Genomic DNA, 12,631 nt, shown 5'->3' on the forward strand with positions numbered 1-12,631 from the left:
ACTTACTAATTTATTTTGACTATATGGAAAATGTTTTTGCGTGAATAGCAATTTTTATGTTGACAACTTTTGATGTAAAGTCGGTGTCATATAAACTGACAGAACTATCTCATACGTTTCTTCTTTCTCTTTTCCTCCATCGTGCAGAGGTTGTCGGGGGTGTTGCTAACGTACGATAATGTTTGAGATGCTTCGTTTACAGACTCAAGAGCTAAAATTTCAGCTATTTTTAAAAGCTTTTCTTTTGTTACTTTATCAACACCCACATATATATCTAACAGTTTTTCTACGCCCGTTGAATCTTCTATTTCAAAAGCTTTATAGTTTGATTCCTTTCCTGTGAAAAGCCAATCCAAAGAAACTTTGAAAAACTTCGCGTACCTGACTGCATAGTCATACGGGCTTCGATGACCGTTCTCGTGGCCCGCATACGTAGAGTATGGCACTCCTATAGCCTCTGCAGCCTCTTTTACCGAAGGATACCCGGACCTAATACGCGCCAATCTAAGACGCTCACCAAAATCTATATAATCTGTCATGCTAACAGCATAACAGATTATATAATGCGAATGGCATTGACAAAGTATAATGCAAATGGCATTATTTGTTTATGCTTAACACTTTTAAAAATATGCGAACTCGACTTCATCTAAGCCAAGAAAGTATAGCCAGAATTATTGGTGTACATCAAGCTACAGTTTCTAAATGGGAACGGGGGCTTACCCGTCCCAACGGTGCGGCTTTAAAAATGATTAATCTGATTGAAAACCACCCCGACATTTTTGGGCCTGCGCCATCTGAACCACCTGACAATGAGAAAAATAATCATGGAAACATTTAAAACTTATCTTGCAAGGATGCAATCTTTCGAAACCGAATTTTTTAATCATCCTGCAACGGAAGAACTGAAAGATCTGGAAATTAAAGTAGATGCCCTGCGCAACCAGATCGATACTCTACGCCCGAATAATTATTCTGAACTGGTTTATACAGAATATCTTTCTGGATCCATATTAAAGCTCCTCGTCCATATAAGAAAGTTGAGGAGCTATGAGTGAACTTGAACTTGTCGAAAATTCAAAAATGCGCATGGGAAGGCAGCTACGTATTAAAGGAGAGGGAGGGTGAGCGATGAGTGTTCTGGTCGCCTGTATTACTGTCGATACCAAAATGAGACAGATAGGAAATGGCAAACGGTTTGTATCTTTCCAAAAATCGAGTACCTCCATATTTCCATGTTTTATTCTCCTGTGGAACGCCAGACCTCACATAGTTTCATTACAGGAACTTATCGACGGGATTTATGGACAAGAAAAAGGGCGTCACATAACGAGCGCGAGGATATTCCATATCATTTTTTGTATCCGTAGGCGTCTTGCTCCACTGGATATTAATATAGAGAGAGTCCGTGGAAAAGGTTTTCGTATCCCGATGGAGAGGGTTCAATGATCCCCGAGGATTGTTTGAGGGAAATGGAGTTTGATCTTTTCAGGGCGATGCTTTGTGACGAGGAGTTTTTAAGAGACTGGTTTGACAGGATAATGGAGGAGAAGCCGATGTTGTTTTTTGAGATTGTTGGAGCTGTGCTTGTCTTTGTCTTTATCGGTACAGAAGCGGGCAGGTATGACCTGAAGCGGCTGTTTCAGTGGGTGAAGTCAAGAATAGGCAGGAAGAAAATATGATGTCTGGATTGAGTGTTTCTGGGACGTGGAGGAGAACGAAGTACGGTTCTGTGAGAACGACACGTGACGGCACTTGTTTTGCGAGTAAAGCCGAAGCGGACTATTACGGACGTTTAAAGATGCTTGAGAAGTCAGGAGAGGTTTCGCAAGTTGTTCTTCAGCCTTCCTATCCTGTGATCATCAACGGGATAAAGGTCTTTACCTATCGTGCGGATTTTTCATTTTACGATGTTCATGATCAGCGTTTTCGTGTTGTTGATGTCAAGGGATATGACACGCCTATCAGCAAACTGAAGCGTAAATGTGTGAAGGCGATGTATGACATCGATGTGGAGGTGGTGAGATCATCATGAAGTATTATTCGTTCCATATTGGAGACTACCGCACGGATGCGTTTAATCTTCCATGGGATTATCGTGCAGCCTATCGTGAAATGATAGATCTATATTATATGAGAGAGAAATGTCTGCCTCTTGATGTAAAAGAGATATGTTTTTCAATAGGAGCAAAGACAAAGAAACAATTCGATGCAGTTTATAAAATTCTTGATCTTTTTTTCGATAAAAGAGATGACGGTTGGTATAATAGCCGTTGTGAAGAAGATATAGAGAAATTTTACGCTAAAAGCGAGAAGGCAAAATCAGCAGCCGCTGCTTCAGTTGCTTCACGTCAATCAAAAGTAATTCATTTGAATGATGATAATGATGTTGATCATTTTCATGAAGAACGTTCAACGGTCGCTGAGCATTCGCTTAACGAACGTTCAACTAACCATAACCCAATAACCAATAACCAAAATAAAAATAATAAATCTTCACTTCGTTCAGATTTGTCGGTTTCTGATTTTGAGGATTTTGACAATCACACTGATATCAAAACCTCAACAAACGTTGATCAAAACGAAAGCAGATGCATAGCAAACGCTGGGCAAAGTCTGGTTTTTTCAGCAGCAATTTCAGGAGAAGAACCTCAACAAAACGGTGGCAAAGCCCATCAAAAACCGAAGAAGAAGCTTGTTTATCCAGCTGCTTTTGAGGAGGCATGGCAAGCTTATCCGACCCATCCGAACATGTCGAAGAAGCAGGCTTTTGCGAATTGGCAGAAGCTTGACGATGAAGAGAAAGAGGCTTGTTCAAAGGCTATTCCACATTTTGTGAGCTATTGCAGGGACAATGATATAACCGATCATTTTGTGAAGCACATGTGCCGCTTTATCAGTGATGGGCTGTTTGAAGGGTACAGGAATGGCTATACACCAAAAGTCAAGCCTGTTTTGCAAGGTCATGATCCGCCTTCGAGGAAAGAGGCTGCTATTCGTGAACATAAGGAATTTTTAAGAAAACTGGATTTGTCGCTTGATGGAGGAAATGATGAGTACAAGAACACGATTGAGCTTTCCCGAGAAGATTACCAGTCTGGAAAAGTCCATTACATTGATCGACAGGAAAATAGAGGAAACGAAGGAAGAGATTTATTGCATGAAGAAGGACAACCCTTCCATTGACAGGAATGCTGTTCATGCCTGTATTTCAAGATTTTATAAGGCTTTTATGTCTTTTCCCCTGAAGATTCCTGAGGAAGAATACCTTGATGTTTATCTTCATTCGCTTCAGGGATTACCTTCATGGGCCTTGCAAAAAGTTACGGATAATCTTGTCTTTGGGATGTATTCCAGCAACAGGGAAATTCTTAAGGGAGTTGTTCCTCTTCCTTCTGTTTTGGCCTCTCTTGTAAGGAAAGAGGCGGAGGTTTTTATTGGCGTTCTTGAAGTTTTAAAGAGCAGGCTTGGCAGGCTTTTTGAAGAGAGGAGTAATATTTTGGCTACGAGGCTTGATCTTGTCAGGGAAGAGGAAACGCGTGAAGAGAGGGAGAAGGAAAGACAGGAAGTTGGGAACTTGCTACGGGATTATGTCCGAAAAAGGATTGGAAAGCAGCATGAAATGGCTTTATGACAGGAGTATTTTCAATGAGCATTAACAGGGCGATATTATTGGGCCATGTTGGCGGTGATCCTGAGATCAGGACATTGAACAATGACACGAATGTTGCGCAATTTAATCTGGCGACTTCCGAGCGATGGACGGACAAGGATACGAAAGAGAGGAAGGAACGCACCAACTGGCATCGGATCGTTGTTTTTAACCAGCATATTATTGATGTTGTAAGAAACTACGTGAAGAAGGGCAGCAAGGTCGGTATTGAAGGCTCTATTGAGACGCGGAAATATACGGATAAAAACAACATTGAACGTTCTGTAACGGAGATTGTCTTGCGTCCCTATGATGGTCGTTTGACACTTGAGGATGTGAAGGAGAAGGGCTCTGGCTCATCGGTTCGTGAGGATGATTACGGCACGGTACGCACAAGGGAGAGTGGCATCAGGCGTGATCCTGATGACAAACGCACGATGATCGGTTCAGGGCATAACAGCTACGAGCAGGAGCTGGACGATGACATACCGTTCTGATGAAAGTCTATGGTCTTGAATTGAAAGAAGGGGTGGGATGAAAAGAAAATAAAAAAAGTCAATAGATTCTTAACAGCTGAAGAATTAAGAATTATCTATAAAACAATACTCTTTATGAGAGCCATAGGAAAATATTTTTATATGCCCCCAGTTCATTACCGAAAACAGGGATTCCCTCCAAAAAACATAGATATCCTTCGCCTTTCTATTTTGGCTGAAAGAGCTGCTGCGTCTGTATCAAGGTATGATGGTTTTTTACATGTTTTACCAAATCCTGTGGTTTTTATGTTCAGTTTAACGACTCGAGAGGCGATATTTTCTACGCGTATAGAAGGAACCCGGGCAGAAATAGACGAAGTCCTTGAGTTCGAAGCAGAAGAAAAAGACAAAAGCATTAACCCTGACTATGAAGAAGTTATAAACTATCGTAACGCTCTTATATTATCAACAGATAAAATATTGGAAGAAAAGCTGCCAATTTGTGGCAGGGTTATGCGCGAGGCGCATAAAGTTTTGATGCAAGGTGTTCGTGGGCGCAATAAATCTCCTGGGCTATATCGGCGGGAGCCCGTTTGGATAGGTAACGATATAATTTTGGAAAACGCCAAGTTTATTCCCTGTAACTGGCCAGAAATAGAAGATGCGATGGGTCAATTGGAAGAATATATAAACTCCGACCGAATTCCCTACGCCGATTATATAAAACTGGCAATTATACATGCCGAGTTTGAATGTATTCACCCCTTTCTGGATGGCAATGGAAGGCTTGGGCGGTTGCTTATCCCTCTTATCATGTTTTATTACGGTCTTATTACGTCTCCCTGCTTTTATATTAGTGCCTATCTTGAACAGAATAGAGATATGTACTACGAAAATTTGCTGTCAGTATCACGAGATGGTAATTGGCAGGGGTGGATTGAGTTTTTTTTGAAAGCAGTAGAATTTCAGGGAAAAGAGAATTTTAGGCAAGCCCGCAAGATATGGGATTTATACGGTAGTCTTAAGGAAAGAGTTTTAGGAATAATAAAATCCCCTAACGGGATAAGAACACTGGATTTCATTTTTGAAAAACCTGCTTTCACCTCTACCCAGTTACGTGAAAAAACCAACCTTTCAGAGACTACTGCTAAGGATATACTAAAGATTTTTCAAAAAGCGGGTATTATTCTAAAAAAGCAAAATGCATCAGGAAACAAGCCAGCCTTGTATATCTTCCCAGAATTTTATCAGATACTACAGGAAACTAATCAGTATTCTGGTGCTTCTGAATAAATTAACACTTTACCCGCCGACAAAATGATTTGTCGTCCCGTTTCCGCCGACAAAATGATTTGTCGTCCCGTTTCCGCCGACAAATTGTGTGTTTATGGATCACCGTTGACAGCCGTTCTGATGAGAAGATTAACACACCTGTTATTCAGGGTTAGAGCAGAATCCTTGAATAAGGAAAGCCCATTTTCTGAAAACTATTTTTTAAAAAAACATATTATTTTTTATTTTTTAAAGAAGAAACTTTATTATTTATTACAAAGGATTTAGTAATGACTAATCGATTCTCTATTTATGGTAGTCATTTCATGGCAAATTTAAGATCAGATTTTATTAGCCGAGTAGCAAGACTTCCTAAGCCAAACACTATTCCGCACAGTCTTATGCCGTTGTTTGAAGCGGTAAGTAATTCTATTCATTCTACAAAAGAAAAATATGGGGATAGAGTTAAAGAATCAGGTAAGATTATTATTGATATAAACCATAATAATGAATCATTTTCTGCGACAATTACAGATAATGGTATAGGGCTTGATAAAGATAATTACCATGCATTTTGTACTCTTGATACAGATCATAAGAAAAAAATAGGAGGTAAAGGTATAGGACGTATATCGTGGCTTGATTGTTTTGAGAGCATTGATATTCAAAGTGTATATTTAACAGATAATAGTTTACGAATCAAAAAATTTAAATTTGTTCTTTCCAACGAAAACCAAATAAAAGATGAAGAAGATAAAGAAACTTCTGGGGAAGAAACTGGTGTAATTATAAGTTTTAAAGGGTTAAAAGGAAAGTATAGAGATAAGTTTCCTATGTCTTTTGAAGATATATTCCAGCATTTTTCCTCACATTTTATTACTACATTTGTTCAAGACAATGTCCCAAATATTGTTTTACACTTTAATAAAGAAACTGCTGTTTTCCCTAAATATATAGAAAAAAATATTATTGAGCGCCGAGAATTTCAATCTCTGAAGTCTTCTTTTGGGAGAGATTTTTCTTTACAATTATTTAGATGCAAAGCAGAAACAAGTACTAATTTTTCCTCTGCAAACCATATGCATTTTATAGCCAACGAAAGGACTGTACTTTCTCAAAGTTTAGATAACAGATTAGGATTTGGGGCTTTTGGGGAAAACGAAAACGAAGTTTTACACGGTATAATTACAGGTTCTTACCTAGATGAAAATGTAAACCAAGATAGAACGATGTTTATGTTTGGTAAAGAGACCAAACATAAAATAATAAACGATGTGTGCATAGAAAAAATTAATTTTTTTATTGAAGATGCTGTCAAAAAACATCGAGAGAAACAAAAGGGTTTTATTATAGATATCATTCAGAGTAGCCCATCATATGGGTTTGCTTCTCTAGACTATTTGTTAGAAAAAGTTCCCAATGACGCAAACAATAAAGAAGGTGTTTATAAAGCACTTTCTGTTGAGAAGTTTAGAGTTGATAAAAAACAAAGAGAAAAAATAGAAGAAGTATTAAAGACATTAAATAATAGTAAATTTAATATTGAGTTCTTAAAAGAAGAGGTATCTTCATTAAGCAAATCTGTTTCAGAATCTGAAACAAGATCCCTTGCTGAATATGTTGTGCATCGCAAAAGTATTTTGAAGATTTTAAAAACCATTTTAATGCGTGTTAAACAAAGGAATGATGGCGAATTCACTTATGTAGATGAACGCTTTTTACACGATATAATTTGTCCCCGAAAATCAAACTCTCTTTTTAACATTCAAGGAACTTCTGAAAAAGCTGAAGCTGTTTCTCATAATTTATGGGTTATTGATGAGCGGATGACTTACTCGAAATATTTTTGTTCTGATATAGAAACCAAAAAAATAACTCAAGCTGCAGGAGATAAAACCAGAGCAGATGTTGTTGTTTTTGATAGTGTTTATGGCTTGAGTTATAATGGTAATAATTCTGAAATTCTTCTTGCTGAATTTAAAAAACCAGGACGTACTAAATATGAAATGTCTGTGATCAAACAGATAAATAAATATATCAAAAATATTATAGATGGAAAAGCGATTGATATTAATGGAAGACCGATAGTAGTAGATAGAAATAGCGTAAAATTTAGATGCTATATTATAGCTGATATTATAGGCGACCTCTTGGAAGAGGTAGATACTCTCTGGATGACCACTTTAAACGGAAGAGGTAGATATACACCACTTTCGGGTATTGCTAAAGGCTCGATTGAAATAATAGGGTGGGATGATCTTCTTCAAGACGCTGAAGAAAGAAATAAAATATTTTTTGAGCATCTCAATATAGCAACTTAGGGTAGACGTTTCCTTGTATAAAAGAAATTTTTAAAAGATGAAAACATTAAATGCTCACCAAGATGTACAAATTACATCGCTTCCATTAAGTGAAGAGGATCGAATAGATTTCATCGAAAGGGCAAACGAGGTTTTTGAAACAGTCATGTTACGGATAGAGCCTTTCAATCCAGAGCTGACTCGCAAACTTTGGAGTGCAGAGGATTACATTGATAACCATCTGCTAAAAGCAGATATGTTGCCTATCGGTAGGGAATACGCTCTGTCGTTGATTGAGGCTTTTTTATGGATCTATGTTGTTGAGCTGGCTGCCGAAGCAGATGAACAGGCCGAAATGCAATGATATAGGCTGATTTTTTTGCCCTCAAAAAGTGACTGGCAAATGAATTTGTGCTCCAAAAGTGACAGGCGGACGCTGAATCAATGCCCTAGAAAAGGTGCTCCAAACCTGAGTAAAGTAAAGCTGGCTCCCATAACAACAAAGATAATCGTTACAATCTGAATCGTGGTAGGTATGTTGGTTAGCTTTCCTTCAATGCCAAGGATTTTACCTTTTATCTCGGCTATTTCCTTGCCTTGCACTTCTATCTTCGCACTGAGGTTTGTATTAACAGCTGCTATCTCCTTGCTGAGAGCGGCTATACTCGTATCTATCTTCGCCTCAAGTTTATCGAAACGTTTATCAATATTCTCGAGCCCTCTCTCAAGGAGGGTGATACGCACTTCATGATCATTTGTGCGGTCGTATGATTCACGTTTTTCAGCGGTGTTTGACATGGGTTGATTATGAAAGAAGAGGGTTGAAGAGTCAAGGGTTGAGTTTGTCGTAAAATTTAGATCCAGTGAAAGCCTTTGGCTATAAGTCCTGCGAGGGCAGCAAGAGCACCAAATATAAGATACGATACGTTGTAGATTTTATCAGTCAGGCGTTTCTCAACATGTGCTATTTCAGTCCTGACTTCTGCTATCTCAGTGCGTACGTTTGCTATCCGATCATTCAAACGATTTTCGGCATTAGCGATGTCGGCTTTTGTCGCCAGATATTCGAAGCCTGTTTCCAGACGTACGACTCTTGCTTCCATTGAACTCTTCGGAGGCGTTTCTCTTTTTTCTGCAGGTGTAGACATATTGATATTGTGGATGAAGAGGGTTGAAGAGTCAAGTTGTATTCTATGCTATCGTGGTGTCTGCATTAATGGTGATATTGGTAGAGTTGGTAATTGGCTACCTGATGATAGTATACATGGTTAACTGATGCTATTCTACATATATGTTTCTATGGCTATTCAAGGTTTTTTGATGGTATTAATGTCGCTTTTAATGATAACTCTTGTTGGTTTTTTTGGTTATGGCATTGATAAGTTATTCTTTAAAAGGTTACGAGAATGTTGTTGATTTGTTAAGCATTAACGGAGAGAAAGCGAAAGAGAAATTAGAACAATTTATCTCTCCTGGATCTTTCAGGGTCATAGCTCTAGGTGTTTGATATTAAGATATACCTTATCCCTGGTTTGTATTTTGAAAATAAATATTTCGTTACGGCTTTCATTAATACAATACAATATACGATACTTTCCAACCTTTTTACGGTAACCTGGATTATTGCTGATCTCTGACATGCCTCTAATTTTTCTAACCCCAGAAGGACGTGGATTGGAAGCCAAAGAAGCTATTTTATTTATTATTTGTTTCCTGTTTTTGGATTGGATATTCTCAAGGTATTTTAATGATTCTTCTGAATAGGCGATAGAAAAACATATGGTCATAAATACCTTAAGCGTTGGATTCTCTCTTCAAGTTGTTTACCACGCACCCATTTGTCTGGGTTTTTCTTATAAGAATCCATGATTTCTTTAATATCAATAGCGTCAAGATAATCTTCTACTTCAGCATCAATATTTTCTAATCTTTTTTGTACATATTCTTTAGAAACACAAAAAATGGATGCAAGACTAGAAATATTTATTCCTTTGATAACAATAGGCATAAGAAGCTTATACGGCATAAGAAGATTTAAAGAAAAAAAGTCGGCTTCTGCTTCCAATATCGTTTCTTTATCTGTCTTGAGCCGCAACATTTTATCGTGTTTTGTAGAATCAGGATCGGAAAAATTTTTGTGCAAAATCCAGTGTCCAATTTCATGTCCAATAGTAAAAGCTATATCCTCTTTACTATCTATCATATTTACAACTATTCTGGGTTCGTCAAGCTGTATTACACCTGAGACAAGATTAGTATATTCATGTCCCATGGGGCTATAACGAACTTCAATACCTAGATTATTGGCGATCGACTCTACTGGTACCGGTGGTTCACTAATGTTTTTAGTAAGCTTTTCAACTTCTAACTGGGTTAATTCATAGATTCTATCGCTAACTTTAATGTTAGGTGAACCCCCAAGTACCTTACCTTTGACACTGTAAGACATCAATCTTCTCCAATAAAAGCAATAATATATCCTAAAAAAGGTTATCAACTTATCAAAGATAAACATGGTTATCTTAGCTTTGTATAAGCCTCAAAGCAATATGCTTTATTTGAATTACGAAAGAAAAATACACTTGAGAAGAATCCATGTTGATTTTTTCGACCAACTTGTAGGCCAAAAAACATGGATTTGTTTTGTTTAAAGGCAGGATTTTGAGGGGTTTCAAGGTTTGTGTTATTATGGTAAAGGAATAGCAGGTTTTGTTTTTGGAGTTTGTCCTTGAAGCACAGGAAGAATGATATTGTTTGTGTAGAGGTTGAGAACCCGCTGTATTTATCATCGCATGGGGAGAGCGTCACCAATCCGCGTCATATTATGGCACATGTTAACGTTGGAGAGAGTGCGATAACGACATTGGCGGTACGCGGCCATATTGATGCCTGTCAGGCGCGTGCTGCGGTACGATTTCGTGCTTTATGGGAAGCTGCGGGCGGCATGGACTATGTAAGCGTGAACCTTGATGGGATTCGTGTTGATGGTGGCGCGAGGAATGACGGGATAACGGAGAATCGTATGTCAGCGTTGCAGCAGCTTGTTGCCTGTCGTAATCTTTTGGGCGTTCGGGCTTATGGACTGATGATTGCAGTCGCAGGGCAGGGAAAGGCGATATCGGATATGGGACATACAAAACATGAGAAAAATATAATTGCATCCAATATTAAGAACTGTCTTGAAGATTTAGCTATTTATTGGGGATATAAGAGTAAGGACGTTTAATATTTTATTGACAGCCTCTTGACTTGGTTTACCCAAATGCCTACTTGACACTTATGTGCAGCATTGCATGCCTGAGGGTGTGTAGTGCTTTTTTTATATGTTTTTGAGCCGCCTTTTTGGGCGGTTTTTTTATTGTTATGGCGATGGAAGAAAAGAACAGGGATACGCGTTTTAAGCCTGGAGAATCTGGCAATCCAAAAGGGAGGACTAAAGGTTCAAGGAACAAGATTTGCGATGATTTTATCAACGCTCTTTGCTGTGATTTTGAAACGGAAGGCATACAGGTTATTGCGCGTGTTCGTGAAGAAGCTCCTGGTTTATATATGAAGATTGTTGCGTCTTTGTTGCCTTCTGTGACGAAGGTTTCAGGAGACGAGGAAGGCTCTCCTGTTTCCCTGAATGTGACTGTAAGGTTTGTTGATTGATCGGGATTGATATTCCGAAGGTTTTTCGTCCCCTGACGGTTCCTGCACCCTACAAGGGTGTTTATGGTGGACGTGGTTCAGGAAAGTCACATTTTTTTGCCAGTCTTTTGCTTTTGCATCATCTATCAACACCTAGGACTGTTATCTGTCTGTGTCCGAGAGGTTCAGAAGTCACTTGAACAATCGGCGAAACGTCTGATTGAGAAGAAGCTTGCTGATTTTGGATTGGGAGTAAAACACGGCTTTCGGGTTTACAAGGATCGGATTAAAACGCCTGGGGACGGGGTTATTATCTTTCAGGGTCTTCAGGATCATACGGCGGAGAGTATCAAATCACTGGAAGGCTTTGGTCGCGCATGGATTGAGGAAGCGCAAACGTTATCGAGGCAATCGTTGACATTACTCCGTCCGACAATACGTGCGGAGAGCTCGGAGATCTGGGCAAGCTGGAACCCAAGGCATGAGAATGATCCGATAGATGTTTTATTACGTGGCCCAGCGTTACCTACGGGCGCGATTGTTGTTCGTGCGAACTGGAACGATAATTCTTTTTTTCCTGCGAAACTTGAGCAGGAGCGGTTGGATTGTCTGCATAAGCAGCCTGATCTTTACGCACATATCTGGGAAGGCGACTATATTAGCATCGCCGAAGGAGCTTATTATGCAGGCTGTCTTGCCGTTGCACGAAAAGAGCAGCGCATTGGCAAGGTGGGTGCTGACCCGCTGATGAGCTTGCGCCTGTTTGTTGACATTGGCGGCACAGGCGCACGTTCTGATGCCTTTGCCTTATGGGTGTGCCAGTTTGTGGGTCGTGAGATCCGTGTTCTTGATTATTACGAGGCACAGGGACAACCTTTGGCAACGCATGTGAACTGGTTGCGTTCGAAGGGCTATACGCCTGAACGGGCGCAGATATGGCTACCTCACGATGGAGCGACACAGGATAGAGTCTACAACGTATCGTATGAGAGTGCCTTGCGGCAAGCAGGCTATGTTGTGACGGTTATTCCCAATCAGGGGAAGGGTGCAGCTGCTGCACGGATAGAGGCAGTGCGGCGGTTGTTTCCAATGATGTGGTTCAATGAAGCAACAACAGAAGCAGGATTAAAGGCTTTGGGCTGGTATCATGAGAAACGTGATGAACAACGGAATTATGGCCTTGGGCCAGAACATGACTGGTCGAGCCATGCTGCCGATGCTTTTGGATTAATGGCCGTGGCTTATGAAACACCACGCGCAACAAGAGTTTCATCCTATAAATCAACAGGAGTTTACTAATC

The 12,631-nt window shown here is 39.5% G+C and carries 21 protein-coding genes and 1 pseudogene; 17 read left to right on the forward strand and 5 right to left on the reverse strand.

The annotated features are described in order from the left end of the window. Nucleotides 1-104: 104 nt before the first annotated feature. Nucleotides 105-539, reverse strand: a complete 435-nt coding sequence (locus B488_RS06800) for a helix-turn-helix domain-containing protein (protein WP_051012104.1) — start codon at nucleotides 537-539, stop codon at nucleotides 105-107. Nucleotides 540-610: 71 nt separating this feature from the next. On the opposite strand from B488_RS06800, the gene B488_RS02350 reads away from it, so the two are divergent. The 11 genes from B488_RS02350 to B488_RS02400 all read left to right on the forward strand — a co-directional run bounded on the left by B488_RS02350 (nucleotide 611) and on the right by B488_RS02400 (nucleotide 8,064). Then, a complete protein-coding gene (locus B488_RS02350; RefSeq protein ID WP_015272904.1) occupies nucleotides 611-841 on the forward strand; it encodes a helix-turn-helix domain-containing protein in 231 nt (76 codons plus the stop codon). A gap of 16 nt (nucleotides 842-857) precedes the next feature. Then, entirely contained in the window at nucleotides 858-1,058 is a 201-nt protein-coding gene (locus tag B488_RS02355; RefSeq protein ID WP_144049188.1) for a hypothetical protein, read from the forward strand. A gap of 73 nt (nucleotides 1,059-1,131) precedes the next feature. Next, a complete protein-coding gene (locus B488_RS02360; protein WP_041770614.1) occupies nucleotides 1,132-1,449 on the forward strand; it encodes a hypothetical protein in 318 nt (105 codons plus the stop codon). Further along, the gene (locus tag B488_RS02365) at nucleotides 1,446-1,682 is read left to right on the forward strand and encodes a hypothetical protein (protein WP_041770616.1); all 237 of its coding nucleotides are present in this window, start codon (nucleotides 1,446-1,448) and stop codon (nucleotides 1,680-1,682) included. The genes B488_RS02360 and B488_RS02365 overlap by 4 nt, the downstream gene beginning before the upstream one ends. Continuing rightward, entirely contained in the window at nucleotides 1,682-2,035 is a 354-nt protein-coding gene (locus tag B488_RS02370) for a DUF1064 domain-containing protein (protein ID WP_041771028.1), read from the forward strand. Before B488_RS02365 ends, B488_RS02370 begins: the two co-directional genes overlap by 1 nt. Continuing rightward, nucleotides 2,032-3,186: a YdaU family protein gene (locus B488_RS02375; protein WP_041770617.1), complete on the forward strand. Its 1,155-nt coding sequence runs from the start codon at nucleotides 2,032-2,034 to the stop codon at nucleotides 3,184-3,186. The genes B488_RS02370 and B488_RS02375 overlap by 4 nt, the downstream gene beginning before the upstream one ends. Continuing rightward, a complete protein-coding gene (locus B488_RS02380; RefSeq protein WP_015272909.1) occupies nucleotides 3,161-3,634 on the forward strand; it encodes a hypothetical protein in 474 nt (157 codons plus the stop codon). Before B488_RS02375 ends, B488_RS02380 begins: the two co-directional genes overlap by 26 nt. A 14-nt stretch (nucleotides 3,635-3,648) precedes the next feature. Continuing rightward, nucleotides 3,649-4,149 carry a single-stranded DNA-binding protein gene (gene ssb / locus B488_RS02385; RefSeq protein WP_015272910.1) on the forward strand — a complete coding sequence of 167 codons (501 nt, stop codon included), beginning with the start codon at nucleotides 3,649-3,651 and terminating at the stop codon, nucleotides 4,147-4,149. A 141-nt stretch (nucleotides 4,150-4,290) separates the two neighbouring features. Further along, nucleotides 4,291-5,421, forward strand: a complete 1,131-nt coding sequence (locus tag B488_RS02390; protein WP_015272911.1) for a Fic family protein — start codon at nucleotides 4,291-4,293, stop codon at nucleotides 5,419-5,421. Nucleotides 5,422-5,726: 305 nt separating this feature from the next. Further along, nucleotides 5,727-7,721, forward strand: coding sequence for an ATP-binding protein (locus B488_RS02395; RefSeq protein ID WP_172792740.1), 1,995 nt, complete (start codon nucleotides 5,727-5,729; stop codon nucleotides 7,719-7,721). Nucleotides 7,722-7,758: 37 nt separating this feature from the next. After that, the gene (locus tag B488_RS02400; protein ID WP_015272914.1) at nucleotides 7,759-8,064 is read left to right on the forward strand and encodes a hypothetical protein; all 306 of its coding nucleotides are present in this window, start codon (nucleotides 7,759-7,761) and stop codon (nucleotides 8,062-8,064) included. 77 nt (nucleotides 8,065-8,141) lie between these two features. Here the strand turns inward: B488_RS02400 and B488_RS02405 are convergent, their stop codons facing one another. Both B488_RS02405 and B488_RS06805 read right to left on the reverse strand, forming a co-directional pair. Continuing rightward, the gene (locus tag B488_RS02405) at nucleotides 8,142-8,498 is read right to left on the reverse strand and encodes a hypothetical protein (RefSeq protein WP_041770624.1); all 357 of its coding nucleotides are present in this window, start codon (nucleotides 8,496-8,498) and stop codon (nucleotides 8,142-8,144) included. A 56-nt stretch (nucleotides 8,499-8,554) separates the two neighbouring features. Continuing rightward, nucleotides 8,555-8,848, reverse strand: a complete 294-nt coding sequence (locus B488_RS06805; RefSeq protein WP_144049189.1) for a hypothetical protein — start codon at nucleotides 8,846-8,848, stop codon at nucleotides 8,555-8,557. Between the two features lie 127 nt (nucleotides 8,849-8,975). On the opposite strand from B488_RS06805, the gene B488_RS07155 reads away from it, so the two are divergent. Continuing rightward, nucleotides 8,976-9,116, forward strand: coding sequence for a hypothetical protein (locus B488_RS07155; RefSeq protein ID WP_157058170.1), 141 nt, complete (start codon nucleotides 8,976-8,978; stop codon nucleotides 9,114-9,116). Between the two features lie 71 nt (nucleotides 9,117-9,187). Here the strand turns inward: B488_RS07155 and B488_RS02415 are convergent, their stop codons facing one another. Beyond that, nucleotides 9,188-9,487, reverse strand: a complete 300-nt coding sequence (locus tag B488_RS02415; RefSeq protein WP_051012106.1) for a type II toxin-antitoxin system RelE family toxin — start codon at nucleotides 9,485-9,487, stop codon at nucleotides 9,188-9,190. Next, nucleotides 9,484-10,149, reverse strand: coding sequence for an ImmA/IrrE family metallo-endopeptidase (locus B488_RS02420; RefSeq protein ID WP_041770626.1), 666 nt, complete (start codon nucleotides 10,147-10,149; stop codon nucleotides 9,484-9,486). The genes B488_RS02415 and B488_RS02420 overlap by 4 nt, the downstream gene beginning before the upstream one ends. A gap of 279 nt (nucleotides 10,150-10,428) precedes the next feature. Here B488_RS02420 and B488_RS02425 point away from each other — a divergent pair, with 279 nt between their 5' ends. The 5 genes and pseudogenes from B488_RS02425 to B488_RS07300 all read left to right on the forward strand — a co-directional run bounded on the left by B488_RS02425 (nucleotide 10,429) and on the right by B488_RS07300 (nucleotide 12,629). Next, nucleotides 10,429-10,926, forward strand: a complete 498-nt coding sequence (locus B488_RS02425) for a hypothetical protein (RefSeq protein WP_051012107.1) — start codon at nucleotides 10,429-10,431, stop codon at nucleotides 10,924-10,926. 116 nt (nucleotides 10,927-11,042) lie between these two features. Beyond that, nucleotides 11,043-11,351 carry a DUF5681 domain-containing protein gene (locus B488_RS02430; RefSeq protein ID WP_015272923.1) on the forward strand — a complete coding sequence of 103 codons (309 nt, stop codon included), beginning with the start codon at nucleotides 11,043-11,045 and terminating at the stop codon, nucleotides 11,349-11,351. Next, entirely contained in the window at nucleotides 11,348-11,530 is a 183-nt protein-coding gene (locus tag B488_RS07290) for a hypothetical protein (RefSeq protein WP_244422737.1), read from the forward strand. Before B488_RS02430 ends, B488_RS07290 begins: the two co-directional genes overlap by 4 nt. Further along, nucleotides 11,448-11,921: pseudogene (locus B488_RS07295) on the forward strand (phage terminase large subunit); the annotation flags it as partial. The gene B488_RS07290 and the pseudogene B488_RS07295, both read left to right, overlap by 83 nt. 156 nt (nucleotides 11,922-12,077) lie before the next feature. Further along, nucleotides 12,078-12,629: a hypothetical protein gene (locus B488_RS07300; RefSeq protein WP_244422738.1), complete on the forward strand. Its 552-nt coding sequence runs from the start codon at nucleotides 12,078-12,080 to the stop codon at nucleotides 12,627-12,629. Nucleotides 12,630-12,631: the final 2 nt, after the last annotated feature.

The sequence above is a fragment of the Liberibacter crescens BT-1 genome, from assembly GCF_000325745.1.
Classification (GTDB): domain Bacteria; phylum Pseudomonadota; class Alphaproteobacteria; order Rhizobiales; family Rhizobiaceae; genus Liberibacter; species Liberibacter crescens.